This window comes from Candidatus Corynebacterium faecigallinarum (genome assembly GCF_052264515.1).
Classification (GTDB): domain Bacteria; phylum Actinomycetota; class Actinomycetes; order Mycobacteriales; family Mycobacteriaceae; genus Corynebacterium; species Corynebacterium faecigallinarum.
This window is the reverse complement of sequence record NZ_JBQQOC010000018.1, coordinates 1-19,306: the sequence shown is the minus strand read 5'-3', so window position 1 is coordinate 19,306 and position 19,306 is coordinate 1. Positions and strand designations below refer to the sequence as shown.

15 protein-coding genes and 1 tRNA gene are annotated in these 19,306 nt (G+C 65.9%); 6 read left to right on the top strand and 10 right to left on the bottom strand.

Translation table 11 applies throughout. From position 1 onward, the window contains the following. Window positions 1-5: 5 nt before the first annotated feature. From ACTXPP_RS10100 to ACTXPP_RS10065, 8 genes are all read right to left on the bottom strand, one after another. Window positions 6-887 (bottom strand): spermidine synthase, encoded by an 882-nt coding sequence (locus ACTXPP_RS10100; RefSeq protein WP_301494529.1) that lies wholly within the window; start codon window positions 885-887, stop codon window positions 6-8. 4 nt (window positions 888-891) lie between these two features. Then, on the bottom strand, window positions 892-2,664 hold the full coding sequence (locus tag ACTXPP_RS10095) for a dihydroxyacetone kinase family protein (RefSeq protein ID WP_301494527.1): 1,773 nt from the start codon (window positions 2,662-2,664) through the stop codon (window positions 892-894). Window positions 2,665-2,699: 35 nt separating this feature from the next. Beyond that, the gene (gene pth / locus ACTXPP_RS10090; protein WP_443342020.1) at window positions 2,700-3,398 is read right to left on the bottom strand and encodes an aminoacyl-tRNA hydrolase; all 699 of its coding nucleotides are present in this window, start codon (window positions 3,396-3,398) and stop codon (window positions 2,700-2,702) included. Next, a complete protein-coding gene (gene pth / locus ACTXPP_RS10085) occupies window positions 3,395-3,973 on the bottom strand; it encodes an aminoacyl-tRNA hydrolase (RefSeq protein WP_441583551.1) in 579 nt (192 codons plus the stop codon). The genes pth (ACTXPP_RS10090) and pth (ACTXPP_RS10085) overlap by 4 nt, the downstream gene beginning before the upstream one ends. Before the next feature lie 60 nt (window positions 3,974-4,033). After that, window positions 4,034-4,666, bottom strand: a complete 633-nt coding sequence (locus ACTXPP_RS10080) for a 50S ribosomal protein L25/general stress protein Ctc (protein ID WP_441609487.1) — start codon at window positions 4,664-4,666, stop codon at window positions 4,034-4,036. A 189-nt stretch (window positions 4,667-4,855) separates the two neighbouring features. Then, window positions 4,856-5,821 carry a ribose-phosphate diphosphokinase gene (locus ACTXPP_RS10075; protein ID WP_443342018.1) on the bottom strand — a complete coding sequence of 322 codons (966 nt, stop codon included), beginning with the start codon at window positions 5,819-5,821 and terminating at the stop codon, window positions 4,856-4,858. A 92-nt stretch (window positions 5,822-5,913) separates the two neighbouring features. Continuing rightward, complete coding sequence (gene glmU, locus ACTXPP_RS10070; protein ID WP_301494518.1) at window positions 5,914-7,419, bottom strand: bifunctional UDP-N-acetylglucosamine diphosphorylase/glucosamine-1-phosphate N-acetyltransferase GlmU; 1,506 nt, start codon at window positions 7,417-7,419, stop codon at window positions 5,914-5,916. Window positions 7,420-7,540: 121 nt separating this feature from the next. Then, a tRNA-Gln gene (locus tag ACTXPP_RS10065) sits at window positions 7,541-7,612 on the bottom strand. Window positions 7,613-7,693: 81 nt separating this feature from the next. On the opposite strand from ACTXPP_RS10065, the gene mfd reads away from it, so the two are divergent. Beyond that, entirely contained in the window at window positions 7,694-11,413 is a 3,720-nt protein-coding gene (gene mfd / locus ACTXPP_RS10060; protein ID WP_301494516.1) for a transcription-repair coupling factor, read from the top strand. Between the two features lie 31 nt (window positions 11,414-11,444). Beyond that, the gene (locus ACTXPP_RS10055; RefSeq protein WP_301494515.1) at window positions 11,445-12,590 is read left to right on the top strand and encodes a MazG nucleotide pyrophosphohydrolase domain-containing protein; all 1,146 of its coding nucleotides are present in this window, start codon (window positions 11,445-11,447) and stop codon (window positions 12,588-12,590) included. Between the two features lie 20 nt (window positions 12,591-12,610). On the opposite strand, the gene nrdF is transcribed toward ACTXPP_RS10055, so the two are convergent. Further along, on the bottom strand, window positions 12,611-13,633 hold the full coding sequence (gene nrdF / locus ACTXPP_RS10050; RefSeq protein ID WP_301494513.1) for a class 1b ribonucleoside-diphosphate reductase subunit beta: 1,023 nt from the start codon (window positions 13,631-13,633) through the stop codon (window positions 12,611-12,613). Window positions 13,634-13,643: 10 nt separating this feature from the next. Then, window positions 13,644-14,102: a class Ib ribonucleoside-diphosphate reductase assembly flavoprotein NrdI gene (gene nrdI, locus ACTXPP_RS10045; protein ID WP_301494511.1), complete on the bottom strand. Its 459-nt coding sequence runs from the start codon at window positions 14,100-14,102 to the stop codon at window positions 13,644-13,646. 78 nt (window positions 14,103-14,180) lie between these two features. Between nrdI and ACTXPP_RS10040 the strand changes: the two genes are divergently transcribed. From ACTXPP_RS10040 to ACTXPP_RS10025, 4 genes are read left to right on the top strand one after another with little or no spacing between them, the layout of a single operon-like run. After that, a complete protein-coding gene (locus ACTXPP_RS10040) occupies window positions 14,181-14,612 on the top strand; it encodes a pyridoxamine 5'-phosphate oxidase family protein (protein ID WP_301494509.1) in 432 nt (143 codons plus the stop codon). Continuing rightward, complete coding sequence (locus ACTXPP_RS10035; protein WP_301494507.1) at window positions 14,609-15,115, top strand: flavin reductase family protein; 507 nt, start codon at window positions 14,609-14,611, stop codon at window positions 15,113-15,115. The genes ACTXPP_RS10040 and ACTXPP_RS10035 overlap by 4 nt, the downstream gene beginning before the upstream one ends. Beyond that, entirely contained in the window at window positions 15,115-17,247 is a 2,133-nt protein-coding gene (gene nrdE, locus ACTXPP_RS10030; protein WP_301494505.1) for a class 1b ribonucleoside-diphosphate reductase subunit alpha, read from the top strand. The genes ACTXPP_RS10035 and nrdE overlap by 1 nt, the downstream gene beginning before the upstream one ends. A gap of 48 nt (window positions 17,248-17,295) precedes the next feature. Continuing rightward, window positions 17,296-19,134, top strand: coding sequence for a phosphoenolpyruvate carboxykinase (GTP) (locus tag ACTXPP_RS10025; protein WP_301494503.1), 1,839 nt, complete (start codon window positions 17,296-17,298; stop codon window positions 19,132-19,134). Window positions 19,135-19,306: the final 172 nt, after the last annotated feature.

Here is a 19,306-nt window from a genome sequence, read left to right as displayed (position 1 = left end):
CGATGCTACGTCTGCTCCTGACGCGGTGCCGCTCCGGAGAAGAACCGGCGCGTCCACGTCTCGTCCTTGTACTGGGCGGGAACCGCGCCGCCCAGCAGGCGTCGCATCGCCGTCGACATCGCCGTCGACATCGCCGGTGTGGCGTCGGCCAGCAGTTCGGTGTCGGACGCGAGCAGGACGATGTTGCCGTACCGTCGACCCTTCAGCATCGGGGGATCGGCGATGACGGCGACGTGCTCCCACACCTCGGCCATGCCGGCGAGCTCGGCCTTCGCCCCGCGGAGATCGGCGTGGTCGCCGCAGTTCGCCACGTAGAGCCCACCGGGGGCCAGTCCGCGGCGGCAGTGCGTGAAGAAATCAACCGTCGTCAGGTCGTACGGGGTGACGTCACCGGCGAAGACATCGCGGATGATCACGTCCCGACTGTCCGGGACGAAGGACTCGGCGACGTCCCAGGCATCGTCCACCCGGATCTTCACCCGGGGGCTGCGCGGTAGGTCGAAGGAGGAACGCACCAGGTCCGCCAGGGCCCGGTCCAGCTCCACCACCGTGTTGCGTGAGGTGGGGTAGACATCGGCGAAGTAGCGGGCCAGGGAACATGCACCACCGCCCAGGTGGGTCAGACGCAGGGTCGCGGGATCCAGCCCAGCCTCCGGCAGATGGGACTCCACCGCCACGGCGATCCACTGCATGTACTCGAAGACCAGCTCGCGTGGGGCACCGATCACCACGTGCGAACTGGGGACACCGTTGACCTTGATCACCCAGCCGTCGTCGAGGTATGGGTCGGGTTCGAGCTCGATGGGGCCGGAACTGCCCTCGTAGATGCCGGCTACCGGGGACTCCGTGCCCTGGGCGCTCCGGTTGTTCCGGGAGTGTCGGGCCATGTCCTCAGTTCATCTCCCCGGCACCGCCGAAGAGCCAGGCGACGACGAGCGCGCCGGGGTCGATGACACCGCGTGCCCGGTCGCCGAGGTAGGATGCCCGACCCTTGTGGCCGGACAGGTCGGCGGTGGAGCGGGCGCCCTCCATCGCCGCCGCATGGATCGCGGCGAGGTCTGGTGCGGCATCGGGGGAGGACGCGCCAGCGCCGGTCACCGCGTCCTTCGCGGCGGCGGCCGCAGGGGCGAGGGCATCCACCATGGTGCGGTCACCGGGGGCGGCACCTCCCAGCCCAGTCACGGCGACGAGGGCACGTTGCAGGGCCTCGGCGAGTTCTCCGGCGGTGAGTCCGGCATCCGCCCCGCCGGCGGCGGTGACGGACATCTCGCGGAACAGTGTTCCGAACACCGCACCCGATGTGCCACCGGCACGGACGAAGAGCCGGTTGGCCAGCGCCGCCAGCACGTCCGCATCAGAACCGGTCAGTGGTTGCGGTAGATCACCGAAGGCTGCCTGCATATTCGTCCCGAAGTCACCGTCGCCGGCCAGCCGGTCGAGCTCGGTGAGATCGTCGACGGCACCGACGACCCCGGCGACGAAGGCGGACAACCATTCGTTGGTCCCGTCCTCCGGGCCACCACCCGGAATGTCCTCGGGGACGTGCATGGTGGCGTCCACCGGGGCAGGGTCGACACCGATGGTCTGCGGCCATGCCGGGGCAGAGGTGGGTGCATCGAGCAGATCGAGGATCTCTGTGCCTGCTGCGGCCGCGGTGCCCTTGCCGAGGCGGGTGAGGCTCACCGAGACACCCGCCATGTTCACCGAGGTCACGTAACTGCCGACGAAGCTGCGGGCGACCCGGATCCCGGCGTCGGTGAGGCGGCGCAGCACATGGTCGAAAACCAGGTTCAGCTCCAGGAGGGTCGTTCCGCCCAGTCCGTTGACCAGGCCGATCACCGAGTCTCCCGCGGTCAGTCCCAGGTCGTCGACGATACCGTCGACCAGGCGGGAGGCCACCTCGGCGGCCTCGGAGACGCCGGTCCGTTCCACCCCCGGCTCACCGTGGATGCCGACACCGATCTCCATCTCACCCTCGTCGAGATCGAAGGTGTCACGACCGGACGTCGGCAGATGCCCCGGTGCCAGGGCTGCGGCCATGGACCGGGAGTTGTCGGCGACGGTCCGGGCGACGCGGCTGACTTCATTGAGCGAGTAGCCCCGGTGGGCGGCGGCGCCGGCGACCTTCTCGACGAGAATCGTCGCCCCGGTCCCGCGGCGACCCGGTCCGTCCGAACTCTCCGGGTCTGCTGAGCCACCGGTGGCGACGTCGTCGGCGACGATGACCTCGCGGGTGTCCACCTCCGGCAGTCCCTGTCGGGCGACGCGGAAGTTGATGATGTCCCCGGTGTAGTTCTTCACGATGTGGACCACGCCCCGGCCGCCGCCGGCGTCATTGGCCCAGCGGGTGGCCTCGGTGATCTGGACGGCGTTCGGGGAGGTGAACAGGTGGCCGGGGACCGCGGCGGCGAGCATCCCCTCGCCGAGGAATCCGGAATGCATCGGCTCATGTCCGGAACCGCCGCCGGAGATGACCGCGACGGCAGGGCCACCCGCATCGGTGACGACCGGGGTCGCCCGGGCGATGAATCCGTGATCGTCCCAGCGGGCATCGGGATGGGAGGCGACAAAGCCGCCGAGTGACTGTGCGAGGAAGGTGTCGGGGGTGTCCCGGAACGACCGGGGCAGGGAACCGGAAAGAGAGCGGGGAGACGATTCAGCCATGCCCGCATTTTACTCTTGACCGGGAACCCGGGAGATCAGCGCCGCCCGTGGATCTCATTCTGGGCCGCGGACAGCCCCTTTCCGGCGATGATCTCCACCGCATCGGCTGCGGTGTCGGCGACGGCCTCCCAGTCATGCTCGGCGTCGAGCGCGGTCAGCACGTGCTCGACCACACCGGTGCCGGCGGCGGGGCGTCCGATACCGACCCGGACCCGGATGTAGTCACGCGTGCCGAGCTTCTCGGTGATCGACTTCAGTCCGTTGTGGCCGTTCTCGTTGCCACCGAGCTTCACCTTCACCACGCCGGGCGGCAGGTCGAGTTCATCGTGGACGGCGATGACGTGGTCGGCGTCGATGCCGTAGGACGTCGCGAGCGGGGCGACGGCCTCACCGCTGAGGTTCATGAAAGTGGTGGACCGTACCAGCAGGACGCCCTCGGTGCCCTCACCACCCTCACCACCCTCACCACCGTCAGCACCGTCACCGCCGAGCTCGATCCGGGACACGGCCGCCTTGACCCCTCGCACCGGCGACAGGTCGGCACCGCGTCGTTCCAGCAGCCGGTCGACGGCCAGGTAGCCGACATTGTGCCGGGTACCGGCGTACTTCGCCCCCGGGTTGCCCAACCCGATGACCAGCCACTGGGCCGGAGGCAGAGCAGACTCGGCGGTCTTCTCCACCCGCTCGCGGCGGAGCGACGGCAGCAGGGTGATCAACTTGTGCAGGATGCTCATGGGGTCACCCTACCTACGGCGACATCCTCGGCGAGGTCCGCGGCATCGGCCAGTACGATCGGCAGCTCCTTGTTCTCCGCGGCGGAGAAAGGCTTCAGGACGTACGACGCCGGGGCCATGCGTCCGGGGGGTCGTCCGATACCGACCTGCAGGCGGGGGAAATCGCGGGTGCCCAGCGACTTCGCCACGTCCTTCAACCCGTTGTGAGCGTTGAGCCCACCACCGTTCTTGAGCTTCATCTGGCCCAGGTCGAGGTCGAGCTCGTCGTGGATCACCAGCACGTGGTCGGCGGGGATCCGGTAGTAGGTGGCCAACGCCTTGACCGGCCCGCCGGAGGTGTTCATGTAACTGCGCGGGACGGCCAGGATGACACGCTCGTCGCCCAGGCGGGTTTCGGCGACCCGGGCGTTGAGCTTGCGGTTCACGCTCAGGGTCGCCGGCCTGGCCGGGCCACCGCACTGCCCGGCGAGTTCGTCGATGACCATCGCGCCGATGTTGTGGCGGGTACCGGCGTACTCGGTGCCGGGGTTACCGAGCCCGACAATGAGAAAAGGAGACTGGGCAGTGTTGTTCACTGCTCCAGTCTCCCACACGGGTCCCGGGGGACCGTGCTCACGGTAGGACCGTCGAGAGGACTACTCCTCGGAGTCGCCCTCGGACTCGGCCTCGCCCTCGGCGGGAGCCTCGGCCTCGGTGGACTCCTCGGGCTCCGGTGCGACCTCGGGGGCGATGACGTTGACGATCAGAGTGTCGGCGTCGGACACCAGGGAGGTGTTGGCCGGCATCTGCAGGTCGCCGGCGAGGACCTGGTCGCCGATCTCCTTGCCCTCGATGGAGAAGGTGATCTCCTCGGGGATGGAGAGCACGTCGGCCTCGACGGTGACGACGTCGGCGTCCTGGACGACCTGGGTGCCGGCAGCGGCCTCGCCCTCGGCGACGACCGGGACGTCGACCTCGACCTTCTCGCCGCGCTTGACGGAGAGCAGGTCGGCGTGGTCGATGTCCAGGGTCAGGACGTTCTGGTCCACGGCCTTGATCATGCACAGGTTGTCCTCGCCGTCGACCTCGACCTCGAGGATGGCGTTGACGCCGTGGTTACGGACGATGCCCTGGAACTCGAGCAGGTCGAAGCTCACGTGGAACGGCTCGTGGAAGGATCCGTACAGCACGGCCGGGACGCGCCAGTCGCGACGCAGACGACGGGAGGCACCCTTGCCGAACTCGGTGCGGGGCAGGGCGCTGATGCGGATGATGTTGCTCTTGGACATGGTGTCCTCCTGGGTAGTGAAGATAGGGAAAGAACTGACGTTCATCTGTGCTGTCTCACGAAAAAAGCCGCAGGCAGGCTGCGGCTTCACGAAGTTCGTACGATCAGTCCCAGGGGAACACCATGGAACATATTCGCGCCGATAACGGCCGGTTCTGCACCAGCCCTCGCCGAGACGAGGGACAGTGTATCACTCGAAGAGCGTGGTGACCGAACCGTTCTCGAAGATCTCGTGGACGGTCTTGGCGACCAGCGGGGCGATCGGCAGGACGGTGAGGTTGTCCCAGCCCTCGGTGTCCTGGGGCAGGGTGTCGGTGGTGATGACCTCACGGGCGCCGCAGCTGTTGAGACGCTCGCGGGCCGGGCCGGAGAAGACACCGTGGGTGGTGGCGATGATGACGTCACCGGCACCGGCCTCGCGCAGCACCTGCACGGCGCCGGCGATGGTTCCGCCGGTGTCGATCATGTCGTCGAGCAGGATGCAGGTGCGGCCGTCGACGTCACCGACGACGCGGTTGGCGGTGACCTTGTTGGCCACGTCCATGTCACGGGTCTTGTGGACGAAGGCCAGCGGGGCGCCGCCGAAGACGTTGGACCACTTCTCGGCGACCTTGACACGACCGGCGTCGGGGGAGACCACGCAGAGGTCGTCCATGCCGTACTTGTCGATGATGTAGTCGGTGAGGATCGGCATGGCGTGCATGTGGTCCACCGGGCCGTCGAAGTAGCCCTGGATCTGGTCGGTGTGCAGGTCCACCGAGACGATCCGGTCCGCGCCGGCGGTCTTGAGCAGGTCGGCGATCAGGCGGGCGGAGATCGGCTCGCGGCCGCGGTGCTTCTTGTCCTGGCGGGCGTAGGGGTAGAACGGCAGGATCGCGGTGATGCGCTTGGCGGAGCCGCGCTTCAGGGCGTCGATCATGATGAGCTGTTCCATGACCCACTTGTTCAGCGGCTGCGGGTGAGCCTGAAGCACGAAGGCGTCGGAGCCACGGACCGACTCCTCGAACCGCACGAAGATCTCGCCGTTGGCGAAGTCGTGGGCGGTGGTGGGGGTCAGCTCGATGCCGAGTTCGCGGGCGACGGCTTCGCCCAGCTCGGGGTGAGCACGACCGGAGAAGAGCATCAGGTTCTTCTGATTGTCGATCCAGTGGGACACGGGTTCTACGACCTTTCCTACGCGGTTAGGAATCTCAGAGTTTATCGCTGAAATGAGTGTAGGGTGCAGGCTTTGCCTGAACCCAATCAGGGTTATCTGCCGGGGTTCCCGGCCTGCGTACCGGAACTTCCGTCAGCGCCGTCAGCGCCGTCAGCGCCGTCAGTGCCGGCGGCTTCAGCAGCTTCAGCGGCCGGAGTGCCCGGGCGCTTACGCACCACCCAGCCCTCGATGTTGCGCTGGCGCCCCTCGGTGATCGCCAGAGCGCCGGCGGGGACGTCGTCCTTGATCACGGTGCCGGCGCCGGAGTACGCGCCGTCGCCGACGGTGACCGGGGCGATGAACATGGTGTCCGAACCGGTACGCACGTGCGAACCGACGGTGGTGTGGTGCTTGGTGACACCGTCGTAGTTGACGAAGACGCTGGACGCACCGATGTTGGACTGCTCACCGATCGTGGCGTCGCCGACGTAGGTGAGGTGGGGGACCTTCGACCCGGTGCCGATGGTGGCGTTCTTGGTCTCGACGAAGCCGCCGAGCTTGCCGTGGTCGCCGAGGGTGGTGCCGGGACGAAGGTAGGTGAAGGGGCCGACCTCGGCGTGGGCACCGATGACGGAATCGATGGCATGGGTGCGCACCACCGAGGAGGCCTCGCCGACCGTGACGTTCACGAGGGTGGAGTCCGGGCCGACGGTGACGTTGTCGGCGATGGCGGTGGTGCCTTTGAGCTGTGTGCCGGGCAGGACGGTGACATCGCGGCCGATGGTGACCTCGACGTCGATCCAGGTGGTGTTCGGGTCGACGACGGTCGCTCCGCCGCGCATCGCGGCCTCCACGGTGCGACGGTTGAGCTCGGCACCGGCGGCGGCGAGCTGGACCCGGTCGTTGACCCCGGCGAGTTCACGGGGGTCGTCGGAACGGTGGGCGCGCACCGGGTGGCCGTCGTGGCGGGCGATGCCGAGCACGTCGGTGAGGTAGAGCTCGCCCTGGGAGTTGTCGGCGCGCAGCCGGGTCAGGGCGTCCCGCAGGATGGTGGCGTCGAAGGCGAAGACACCGGAGTTGATCTCGGTGACGGCCTTTTCGGAGGCCGTGGCGTCCTTCTCCTCGACGATGGCAGTGACCTCGTTCTCGTCGTTACGGATGATGCGGCCGTAACCGTAGGCGTCCGTCAGGTCCGTGGTGAGCACCGTCACGGCCGTCGGCACCTCGGTGTGCGCGGCGTGCAGGTGACCGAGGGTGTCGCCGGTCAGCAGCGGGACGTCGGCGTTCGTCACGATGACGGTGCCCTCGAACCCGTCCAGTGCGGGCATGGCGCACTGGACGGCGTGGCCGGTGCCGAGCTGCTCCTCCTGCACGGCGAGGTCAACCGGGGCGCTGAGTTCGCCGGCGATCGTCTCGGCGGCGGGGCCGACCTGGTCGCGGCCGTGACCGACGACGGCGACGATGCGCTCGGGGGAGACGGTGTCCGCGGCGTGCAGACTGTGCGCCAGCAGGGTCCGTCCGCCGATGGAGTGCAGGGTCTTCTGCGTGGCGGATTTCATGCGGGTCCCGGCACCGGCGGCGAGTACGACGACGGCGACCGGCTTGTTCTGTTCAGTCACGATGGGCGGTGTCCTTACACATTGGCGGTCGACTGCGGAGGTGGATCACGCGAATGACCGACAGTCTAACGCCGCGGCGGAGAGATTCAGTGCACGGGCCGCCCCTCCCGGACATGAAAAGCTCCCCCACCAGGACTCGAACCTGGAATGACGGTACCAAAAACCGCAGTGTTGCCGATTACACCATGGGGGAATGCCCGGGGCCGGGGCTCGATCGCCCGTCCCGGTCAACCGGTCACTCTACCTGATGGTCGTCAGACTACGATGGTTGCCCATGAGTGCCACCCACACAACCCCGACACCTCCGCTGTCCGGGGTGCTGCGTTCCGTCGCCTCCGATCCGAAGCTGAGGGGCATGGTCACCCACGTCGGTGACCGGCGTCTGCACCTGCAGGGCCCGGAGGCGGCGTGGCCGTTTGCCGTCGGCGCGCTGGCACAGCATGCCCCGGTGCTTCTGGTGACGGCGACGGGGCGCCAGGCCGAGGACCTGACGGCCCAGCTCACCGCGATGCTGGGGGACACGGTGGCGCTGGTGCCGTCCTGGGAGACGTTGCCGCACGAGCGGCTGTCGCCGGGGGTGGATACGGTGTCGCAACGTCGTCAGGCGCTCTACCGGCTCGCCCACGGCCAGGTGCAGGTGCTCGTCGCCCCCACCCGCTCGGTGGTCCAGCCGGTGATGGCCGGCCTGGGGGAGGTAGAACCGGTGCGGCTGGTGGAAGGCGAGGAACTCGACTTCGCCGAGGTGCAGAAGCGTCTGGTGGAATTCGGTTACACCCACTCCGACGTGGTGGGATGCCGTGGGGAGTTCGCGACCCGCGGCGGGATCCTCGACATCTTCCCGGCGACCGCGGAGATGCCGGTGCGTGTCGAGTTCTGGGGCGACGAGGTCAGTGAGGTCCGCGCATTCTCGGTGGGGGACCAGCGGACGATCCCGGAGGCGGTCACGCAGGTGGTCTTCGCCCATCCCGTCCGGGAGCTCCTGATCACCGACGACGTCGCCCGGCGGGCGGAGTCGCTGGCGCGGGAGAACGCGGGGAACCCGGAGCTGGCGGAGGCTTTCGACAAGATCAGCCAGCACACCCCGGTGCAGGGCATGGAGTCGCTGATCCCGTTGCTCTACGACGGGCCGATGCAGACGCTTCCCGAGCTCATGCCCGACGGCGCCCATACCGTGGTGCTCGCACCGGCCGCCGTGCAGCGACGCGCCGAGGACCTCATCGCGACCGGTCGCGAGTTCCTTGCCGCGGGGTGGGAGGTCGCGGCGATGGGTGGTGCCGCTCCGGTGGACGTCAGCTCCATCGCCGACGGTTCCGGTGACCGGGACGTGGACCGGGCGGGGTACCGGAGCATGGAGTCGCTGCAGAAGACGCAGGACGCGCTGGGGGTGCCGTGGTGGACGTTGTCGCCGACCGGTGTGGCGGACTGGGACGACGGCGATGACGGGGATGCTGAGCCGCTGCTGCTCGACTTCGACGTCGCTCCGGCACCGCACGGAGAGATGGAGGCCATCGGCCAGCTGATGTCCACGATCCGTCGTCGGGTGGAGGACGGCGGACGGGTGGCCTACGCTGCACCGTCGCCGACGATCGTGGCCCGGATGCTGCGGCGGTTCCGGGAGGCCGGGATCGCAGCAGAGGCCGTGGGCGTGGACCTTGACGGCATCACCGGGCAGGGCAGGATGCGGCGGTCGAAGCACACCCCCGACGAGGTGCCCGCCACCGGGACGGTCAGCATCTACCAGGCCGCGGCACATGCCGGGCTGGACACCCGGGAGCTGCTGTTCATCACCGAGTCCGACGTCACGGGTAACCGTGTCGAGGCCAGTGCGACCGGGCGCCGTAAACCCGCCAAGAAGCGCAACCGGGTGGATCCGCTGGCCCTGGCCCCGGGTGACCTGGTCGTCCATGACCAGCACGGCATCGGCAAGTTCGTGAAGATGACCGAGCGGACGATCGGCAAGGGGCCGGACGCGTCCCGACGCGAGTACCTGGTGCTGGAGTACGCCCCGTCGAAGCGGGGTGGTCCCGGTGACCAGCTCTACGTCCCGATGGACCAGCTGGACCTGCTGTCCCGCTATGTCGGCGGCGAGAAACCGTCGCTGTCGAAGATGGGCGGGTCGGACTGGAAGAACACCAAGAAGAAGGCACGCGGGGCGGTCCGGGAGATCGCCGGGGAGCTGGTGCAGCTCTACGCGGCCCGGCAGGCCGCACCCGGTTACGCCTTCGACCCGGACTCGCCGTGGCAGCGGCAGATGGAGGAGGCGTTCCCCTTCACCGAGACCGAGGACCAGTTCAACGCCATCGAGGCGGTGAAGGGTGACATGGAGAAGCCGGTGCCGATGGACCGGGTGATCGTCGGTGACGTCGGCTACGGCAAGACCGAGGTGGCGGTGCGTGCGGCGTTCAAGGCCGTGCAGTCCGGCAAACAGGTCGCCCTGCTGGTGCCGACCACGCTGTTGGCGCAGCAGCACTACCGCACGTTCATCGACCGGATGCAGGACTTCCCCACACAGATCCGGGAACTGTCCCGGTTCACCTCGCCGAAGGAGTCCACGGAGATCTTCGCGGGAATGGCCGACGGCACTGTCGACATCGTGATCGGCACCCACCGGTTGCTGGGCACCGGTATCCAGTGGAAGAACCTGGGGCTGATCGTCGTCGACGAGGAGCAGCGCTTCGGTGTGGAGCACAAGGAACACATCAAGTCGCTGCGTACCCACGTCGACGTGCTGACGATGTCGGCCACACCGATCCCGCGCACCCTGGAGATGTCGATGGCGGGCATCCGTGAGATGTCGACGATCCTCACCCCGCCGCAGGACCGGCATCCGGTGCTGACCTACGTCGGCTCACAGGACGAGAAGCACGTGGCCGCGGCGATCCGCCGGGAGCTGCTGCGCGACGGGCAGGTCTTCTACGTCCACAACAAGGTAAGGAGCATCGAGGACACCGCCTCGCGGATCCGGCAGCTCGTCCCGGAGGCGCGGGTGGTCGTCGCCCACGGTCAGATGAGCGAGGAACAGCTGGAGACCACCGTGCAGGGGTTCTGGGACCGGGAGTTCGACGTGCTGGTGTGCACGACCATCGTCGAGACCGGGCTGGACATCGCCAACGCCAACACCCTGATCGTGGAGAACGCCCACCATATGGGCCTGTCCCAGCTGCACCAGCTACGTGGTCGGGTCGGGCGGTCGCGTGAGCGCGCCTACGCCTACTTCCTCTACCCGAAGGGGGAGACGCTCACCGAGACGTCCTACGACCGGCTGACCACGATCGCGCAGAACAATGACCTCGGCGCGGGCATGGCGGTGGCGATGAAGGACCTGGAGATGCGTGGTGCGGGCAACGTCCTGGGTGCCGAGCAGTCCGGGCACATCGCCGGGATCGGTTTCGACCTCTACGTCCGGCTCGTCGGTGAAGCTGTCGAGGCCTTCCGTGCGATGGCGGACGGGGAGACGGTGGACGGTTCGGACACGGCGGAACGACGGGAGATCCGGATCGACCTGCCCGTCGACGCGCACATCCCGGTGACCTACATCGCCAGCGAGCGGCTGCGGCTGGAGGCCTACCGTAAGTTCGCCGAAGCCACCGACGACGAGGCGTTGGAGCAGGTGCTGGAGGAGTTGCGGGACCGCTACGGTGACATCCCCGAGGAGGTGCAGCGGCTCGTGGTCGTCGCACGCCTGCGGATGGTGTGCCGGGACCTGGACGTCACCGAGGTCGTCCAGACCGGGGCGAAGATCAGTTTCTCCCCGATCACGCTGGCAGACTCCGGGCAGGTGCGTCTCAAGCGGCTGTTCCCCGCGGCGACGTACCGGGCGACACCCAAGACGGTGCTGGTCCCGGTGCCGAAGGAGGGGTCCGGGATGCGGGCCGTCGCCCTGCGCGACCTCGACCTGGTCCAGTGGTGCGCCAATGTGTTGACCGACCTGGCGGGCGTGCCGCGACGCGACGTCACAGCGGTGGCCGGACACACGGAGCCGGTTACCCGCTGAGACCGGACGGTGACCCGGTACACTGACCTCCATGTCAGTCGTGCTGCTGGATCCCAGGTTCCCCGCGATGCTGCCTGTGGAGGCGGTACCGCTGCTCGGTGATGACGTCTGCTACACCGAGGAGGTGCCCGTACGGATCCGTTGGGTCATCGCCGACCTCGGCGGGCACACGGTGGACGACACCGAGGTGATCGTCACCACCGACCTCGCCAATGAAGCCGTCATGGAGCGCCTCGAGCGGGGGGACAAGCTGGTCAAGGCGCCGAGTCTGCTGATGGAGATGGCCGGGGACCGGGAGATCGAGGCGGCGTCGGACCCGGCGCTGACTGCGACGACCGGGCAGCAACCGGCAGCCGTGGACTACTCGGGCGGCGGCGTCGTGGACGGGGAGATCGTCGGCACGGACGACCACACCGCCGCGGTGGCCGGGCTGCGTCGGACCTCGCGCACCGAGGTGCCGTCGTCGGTGATGGACGAGGTCGAGGATGCCGTGGCGTTGATGACCCGTGCGATGCGACAGGGGGAGTGGGAGCAGTCCCAGACCCACCACTCGTTGCTGGCCTACCTCCGGGAGGAGACCGAGGAACTGGCCGAGGTCATCGACCAGGTGGGACCCGGTGAGGACGAGTCCGGGATCGACCAGCAGGAGCTGTGCACGGAACTGTCGGACATCCTGCTGCAGGTGCTCTTCCACGCGGAGATCGCGAACCGGCGGGGCGCGTTCGACATCGGGCATGTCGCCGGTGCATTCGTGGCGAAGATGCGGTCACGGGCGCCGTACCTCTTCGAGGACGTGGAGCGTCCGGTGTCCCGTGACGAGCAGGACCGCCTGTGGGCCGAGGGACGGGTCAGTGAGGGGAAGCCGGCGCACAAGGAGGAGGCGACACACCGTGAGGAACCGCATGCGACGACATTCGCCGCGGTGACGAACCCGACAGAGACGCCCTCGGCACCCTCGGCACCATCGGCACTGGCGGCGGCGGAAGAGGTCATCATCCTGGCCCGTCGGAACGGCCTGCATGACTCCGAGATCCCGACGGACATCCGGTTCCCGATGATCGGCCTGGAACGGGACAATGTCGGCGACTCGGACAACCGGCTGATCACTGCGGTGGAGACGTTCCGCCGTGAGCTGGAGCACCGCTTCGGGGACTCCTCGGACAGCTGGGGGAAGTAGCGAGACGGCAGTTAGGGCGGTCAGAACGACCAGTCGGTCTCCTCGGTCGCCTCGGTACGCCCGATCACGTAGGCGGAGCCTGAGCCACTGAAGAAGTCGTGGGTCTCGGCGGATTCGGGTGACAGTGCGGCGAGGATCTCCGGTTCGACTCCTGCGGATTCCTTGTCGTACTGCGGGGCGTATCCGAGGTTCATCAGGGCCTTGTCTGCGTTGTAGTGGACGAAGGCATCGACCCCGGAGTACCTGAGCCTGTTGCCGGGCTCGTCGGTGACGAGTTGATAGAGGTCCTCGGAGTACTCGCGCTCCAGGGCGAGGAGCTCCGCGGTGAGATTCAGGGTGAAGTCCTCCATTTCTCCAGCGCGCTCAGGGTGTGCCTCCAGGCCCTGCTGGTACTTGTATCCGGAGTAGTAGCCATGCACGGCCTTGTCGCGCAGGATCAGACGGATCATGTCCGCCGTGTTCATCATCACCCCTCGGCTGGAGTACCACAGAGGCAGGTAGAACCCTGCGTAGAGGAGTAGGGACGACAGCAGGGTCGCCGCGACCTTGCGTTTCAGAGGATCGTCTGACCGGTAGTGGGCCATGACGTCGGTGGCACGGCGTTGAAGTACCGTATTGTCCACGGACCAGGTGTAGGCGTCCTGAATCTCGGCTGAGCTGCACATGGTGCTGAATACCGAACTGTAACTACGGGCGTGAACCGCCTGCATGAAGGCGATGTTGGCGTAGACGGCCTGCTCGTGTTCGGTGCGGGCGTCGGGAATCTGGCTGATCTCGCCGACGGTCGCCTGGACGGTGTCGAGGAGGGTCAGCCCGGTGAACACCCGCGTGGTCAGCGTCCGCTGCCGGTCGGTGAGGCTCCACCAGTTGCTGAGGTCATTCGACAGCGGGACCTTCTCCGGCAGCCAGAAATTGCTCGTCAATCGCTGCCAGATCTCCAGGTCCTTGGAGTCCTGGATCCGGTTCCAGTTCACTGGACGGAGGGGCACATCCGACCCGTTCTGCCACTGCGGGGGAGTCTGGGAATGGTCGATGTAGGTCATGGATTCTCCTTTATGGCTGGGGTAGTGGTCGGGGGCCGGCACAGAGTCGGTCCCACTGGCGCAGGAGGCCGTCGCGGACGGTGTCCACGTCGCGTCGGGTGCCGAGAAGCTCGAAGCGGTAGAGCTCCGGTACTTCACACTTCCTTGCAATGATCGGCCCTGCGGCGCAGTAGGCGGCACCGAAGTTCGTGTTCCCGGCGGTGATGACGCCGCGGATCCACTGCCTGTTCTCCGGCTCATTGAGGAAGTGGATTACCTGGCGAGGGACGGTTCTTTCTGCGGCGCCGCCACCGTAGGTCGGGGTTACCAGAACAAATGGTTGGCGGACCGCGAGTGGGGGCTCACCGCGTCGCAGGGGTATCCGGACTGATGGGAGACCGACTTTGCTGATGAACCGGCGCGTGTTTTCTGACACCGAAGAGAAGTACACGAGCAGCGGACCGCGCCGTGAGTCGAAGTTCAATGGCATGAACTTCAATGTACCATGTAATGAACACCGTGCTACGATCGCCGACGTGACCTTGTCCCCACTACCGAAGGAGAACTGATGTCCCACGAGACAAAGATCACGGAACCCATGAAAAGCATGCTCGGAACCCAGCTGCCGATCCTTGCGACGGTTAGTGACCCGACAACCCCGAATATCGGCCCGAAACGGTCGCTCCGTGTCTACAACGACCACACCCTGATCTACAACGAGAACACCGGTGGCCAGCACCTCGAGAATATTGAGGCAGGGTCACGCGTCGCCGTGGCTGTGATCGACCGTGAGGCGCTCGACGGCTACCGCTTCCTCGGCCGTGCCGAAGCGGTCACTGACGGCCCGGCGTGGGACAACTGCCTGGAGTTCGCTGCCGCCAACGGAATGAAGGAACCGAAGCGTGCCGTCCTGATCCACCTGGACACGATCTTCTCCCTGGCATCCGGGAAGAAGGCAGGAACGGTGATCACCGACGAGACCCCGGGGTCCTCGGAATGACGGTGACGGCCGCAGGATTCCGGACGCTGTTCCGGAGCGTTCCGCAGGACGTATGGATCGTCACGACGAGGGACGCGGACGGTAGTCCGGTCGGTACGACGGTGTCGTCGTTGACGTCGGTGTCCTCGGATCCGCCGACAGTCGCTTTCTCTCTCCGGGAGAGTGCGTCGGTGCTGCCGCAGTTTCTTGCCGCGGAGCAGGTCCTCGTCCACGCGATGTCGACCGAGGGAGTCGAGGCTGCACGGACATGCGCTGAACACGGTGCGGACCGGTTTGCGCAGGTCGAGTGGCAGACCGGTCTCGGGGGGCTTCCCCAGGTCGACGGTGTGTACGGGTGCCTGCTCACTCGGGTGACCAGGACCATCCCCGTTGCAGGAAGTGCCTTGTTCATCTGCCCGGTACAGGCCACCTGGATCCCGGGTTCCCCCGGGCCACCGGCGCTGTACCGGGACAGGTCATTCAACTGGACGGTCGCAGAGTCCGGATCGGAGAGCGAGTACTGATGACTACCACAATGCAGGCAGATCAGCTGGACTACCACCAGCTCAATGCGCTGCTCAATCTGTACGATGCCGACGGTCAGATCCAGTTCGACAAGGACCGTGAGGCCGCCAACCAGTACTTCCTGCAGCACGTCAACCAGAACACCGTCTACTTCCACGACCTGGAAGAGAAGATCGGTTACCTGGTCGACAACAAGTACTACGACCCGGAGGTGCTCGGCAAGTACGAGTTCGCCGACATCAAGGCGCTGTTCAAGCGCGCATACTCCCACAAGTTCCGTTTCAAGACGTTCCTCGGTGCCTTCAAGTACTACACGTCCTACACGCTGAAGACCTTCGACGGACGATGCTACCTCGAGCGTTACGAGGACCGCGTATGCATGGTCGCGCTGGGTCTGGCCGACGGTGACATCACACTGGCCGGCCATCTTGTCGACGAGATCATCGGCGGCCGGTTCCAGCCGGCCACGCCGACCTTTTTGAACATCGGCAAGGCACAGCGGGGCGAGCCGGTGTCCTGCTTCCTGTTGCGCATCGAGGACAACATGGAGTCCATCGGCCGTTCCATCAACTCCGCGCTGCAGTTGTCGAAGCGTGGCGGTGGTGTGGCGCTGTTGCTGAGTAACCTGCGTGAGACCGGGGCGCCGATCAAGCACATCGAGAACCAGTCGTCCGGTGTGATCCCGGTGATGAAGCTGCTGGAGGACTCCTTCTCCTACGCCAACCAGCTCGGTGCACGTCAGGGGGCCGGTGCGGTGTATTTGAACGCCCACCACCCGGACATCATGAAGTTTCTCGACACCAAGCGCGAGAACGCCGACGAGAAGATCCGGATCAAGACGTTGTCGTTGGGTGTCGTCATCCCGGACATCACCTTCGAACTGGCCAAGCGTAACGACGACATGTACCTGTTCTCCCCGTACGACGTCGAGCGCATCTACGGGCGCCCCTTCGCCGACATCTCCGTGACCGAGCACTACGAGGAGATGATCGAGGATCCGCGGATCCGCAAGAGGAAGATCAACGCCCGCCAGTTCTTCCAGACCCTCGCCGAGATCCAGTTTGAGTCCGGTTACCCGTACATCATGTTCGAGGACACGGTGAACAGGGCGAACCCGATCGAGGGGCGTATCACGCATTCCAACCTGTGCTCGGAGATCCTCCAGGTCGCCACCCCCAGCGAGTTCAACGATGACCTTACCTACTCTCAGGTCGGTGAGGACATCTCCTGCAACCTGGGGTCGTTGAACATCGCCGCTGCGGTGGATTCCGAGGACTTCTCCCGGACCATCGCGACGGCCATCCGTGGTCTCACCGCGGTGTCGGACCAGACCGCCATCGACTCGGTGCCGTCGATCCGTGAGGGCAACGACGGATCGCACGCGATCGGACTGGGGCAGATGAACCTGCACGGGTTCCTCGGACGCGAGCACATCCACTACGGGTCGGACGAGGGGTTGGACTTCACCAACGTCTACTTCGCTGCGGTGATGTACGAATGCCTCAAGGCGTCCAACGCCATCGCCCGCGAGCGTGGCACGACGTTCCGGAACTTCGCCAACTCCGACTACGCCTCCGGGGTGTTCTTCGACGCCTACGACCCCGCGACCTTCCAGCCGCGCACCGAGAAGGTCGCGGCCATCATCGAGAGCTCCTCGATCCACGTCCCCACCAACGAGGACTGGGCCGAACTGAAGGCGGCGGTGATGGCTGACGGGTTGTACAACCGGAACCTGCAGGCAGTGCCGCCGACGGGATCGATCTCCTACATCAACAACTCCACGTCGTCGATTCACCCGATCGCGTCGAAGATCGAGATCCGCAAGGAAGGCAAGATCGGTCGTGTCTACTACCCGGCGCCGCATATGGACAACGACAACCTCGAGTACTTCGAGGATGCCTACGAGATCGGCTACGAGAAGATCATCGACACCTATGCGGTGGCGACGAAGTACGTGGACCAGGGGCTGTCGTTGACGTTGTTCTTCAAGGACTCGGTCACCACGCGTGACATCAACAAGGCGCAGATCTACGCCTGGCGCAAGGGCATCAAGACTTTGTACTACATCCGGCTGCGCCAGACGGCCATGGCGGGAACCGAGGTCGAAGGCTGCGTGAGCTGCATGCTCTGACGGGGCGAGTCTCACTGACACGATAAAACAGGAAAGAGGAAGACAGATATGACCTACACCGGGGAGATAACTGGAGCGGATATCAAGAACGCTGCAGTTCACGACTTCATCCGCGAATGGGCGGAGATTACCGAGCCGGACCGCATCGAGATCATCGACGCCGATGACGACCAGCGTCTCACAGACGAGGCACTTGAGGCTGGAGAACTCCGGTATGCCGGAGATCGCCGCTATTACTCCCGGTCGCATATCCGCGACACCGCCCGTTCCGAGGAACGCACCATCGTCGCGACGTCAGATCCTGCTGACCGGGGAATCTACAACAACTGGAGGCACGCAGACGAGGTGAAGCGTGACATCGTCGGGTGTATGGCCGGAGCATCGAGAGGGAAAACGATGTATGTGGTCCCGTATCTGATGGCTGTGCCCGGTAGCCCACTCGCGCGGTACGGCGTCGGCGTCGAACTCACTGACGACCGGACTGTCGTTCTCCAGATGATGCGAATGGCACGCGTTGGTGCCGACTACATCACAGGCGTAGGGGACTTCTTCGTCCGTGGTGTGCACGTTACCGGAGATCTCGACAGGTTGGGGCAGGGTACTGCGGAGGATCGGCGGATGTTCGCCACCATCGCCGATGAGCGCATGATCCTGCATTACGGTTCTGCGTATGGTGGAAATGCCCTGCTGGGTAAGATCGCCCACGGCTTGAGGTTGGCGTCCTATGATGGGAGAGAGTCAGGGAAGTTCCTTGCAGAACAGTTCATGCTGATGGGGATCACCGACACGGAGACGGGAAAGACCTGGCACGTTGCGGGCGGCTTCCCGAGCGCCTCGGGCAAGACCAATCTGGCGATGACACTCCCGCCGGATGCCCTGGGAGAACGGTACAGGGTGAGTTTCTACGGTGATGACATTGCGTGGATGTGGGTGGGTGAGGATGGGCGCCTCTACGCGATGAACCCGGAGAACGGGGTCTTTGGGGTAGCACGCGACACCAACGATCGGACCAATCCTGCAGCTATGGAGGCTGTGGTACCGGGAAGCGGGACCATCTTCACCAATGTCGCGTACAACGACGACACCGGGGAGGTGTGGTGGGAAGGCCGGACACCAGAACCGCCTGAAGACACATCCGGATGGAGAGACTGGACAGGGACACTGATTGACGACCGCGCTCCCGGCGAGGAGGGCAACCCGTGGGCTCATCCGAACGGTCGTTTCACGAGTGGTCTCTCCAACGTCACCACAATCGCCGACGATGCCGACGATCCCGCGGGTGTACCCGTCGACCTGATTATCTTCGGTGGACGGACCCGGGACCGCGAGCCGCTTGCCCGCGTGGTCGACAGCGTGGCTGACGGCGTCTATGACGGTTTCACTCTCGGGGCTGAGGCGACGTTCGCTGCAGAAGGTGTGGAGGGCCGCCTCCGGTACGACCCAATGTCCATGAGACCGTTCATGTCGTACGGTGAAGGAGATTACCTGCAGCACTGGCTCGACATGTTCGACAAGCTTTCTGATCCTCCGACGATCGCCCACGTGAACTGGTTCCAGCGCGACCCACAGGACGGGCACTACCTGTGGCCGGGATTCCGGGAGAATCTTCGTGCGCTGTTGTGGATCCTGGAATACCGGGAAGGGGATGTCCACGGGGTGAACACGCCTGTGGGTATGGTGCCTTCCGCCGGAGAATTGAATCTCCGTGGCCTGGAACCTGCAGATCTCAGCCCTGTCGACCGTGACCGGCTGCTCCGTGTCGACCCGGCGCGGTGGAACGAGGAGATGCTGGCAAGGTCCGAGCACTTGGGACTGTTCAGTCGAGTTCCGGCAGCGATCACCGAAGCGCACCGGAGGATGACGGACGCGGTCTCTGCACTCCGGTGACAGTCGGGTATTTGATCCTTTCTCAGACGCGCTGGCCAACGGACCTACCCCGAGTGCGGTGGTAACCGTATTCCCCGCCCCGGAGACGGTGAGGACGATGTCGCTGACGAGCGTGAAGAGGCCCCCACGGCACTGGACTACCGGGCACCGTAGCGGGGCAGGCCATTAAACT

Coding starts and splice junctions, on each gene's coding strand:
- ACTXPP_RS10100 (WP_301494529.1), bottom strand. CDS start 887: ATGGCCCGACACTCCCGGAACAACCGGAGCGCCCAGGGCACGGAGTCC.
- ACTXPP_RS10095 (WP_301494527.1), bottom strand. CDS start 2,664: ATGGCTGAATCGTCTCCCCGCTCTCTTTCCGGTTCCCTGCCCCGGTCG.
- pth (WP_443342020.1), bottom strand. CDS start 3,398: ATGAGCATCCTGCACAAGTTGATCACCCTGCTGCCGTCGCTCCGCCGC.
- ACTXPP_RS10080 (WP_441609487.1), bottom strand. CDS start 4,666: ATGTCCAAGAGCAACATCATCCGCATCAGCGCCCTGCCCCGCACCGAG.
- mfd (WP_301494516.1), top strand. CDS start 7,694: ATGAGTGCCACCCACACAACCCCGACACCTCCGCTGTCCGGGGTGCTG.
- ACTXPP_RS10055 (WP_301494515.1), top strand. CDS start 11,445: ATGTCAGTCGTGCTGCTGGATCCCAGGTTCCCCGCGATGCTGCCTGTG.
- nrdF (WP_301494513.1), bottom strand. CDS start 13,633: ATGACCTACATCGACCATTCCCAGACTCCCCCGCAGTGGCAGAACGGG.
- nrdI (WP_301494511.1), bottom strand. CDS start 14,102: ATGCCATTGAACTTCGACTCACGGCGCGGTCCGCTGCTCGTGTACTTC.
- ACTXPP_RS10040 (WP_301494509.1), top strand. CDS start 14,181: ATGTCCCACGAGACAAAGATCACGGAACCCATGAAAAGCATGCTCGGA.
- ACTXPP_RS10035 (WP_301494507.1), top strand. CDS start 14,609: ATGACGGTGACGGCCGCAGGATTCCGGACGCTGTTCCGGAGCGTTCCG.
- nrdE (WP_301494505.1), top strand. CDS start 15,115: ATGACTACCACAATGCAGGCAGATCAGCTGGACTACCACCAGCTCAAT.
- ACTXPP_RS10025 (WP_301494503.1), top strand. CDS start 17,296: ATGACCTACACCGGGGAGATAACTGGAGCGGATATCAAGAACGCTGCA.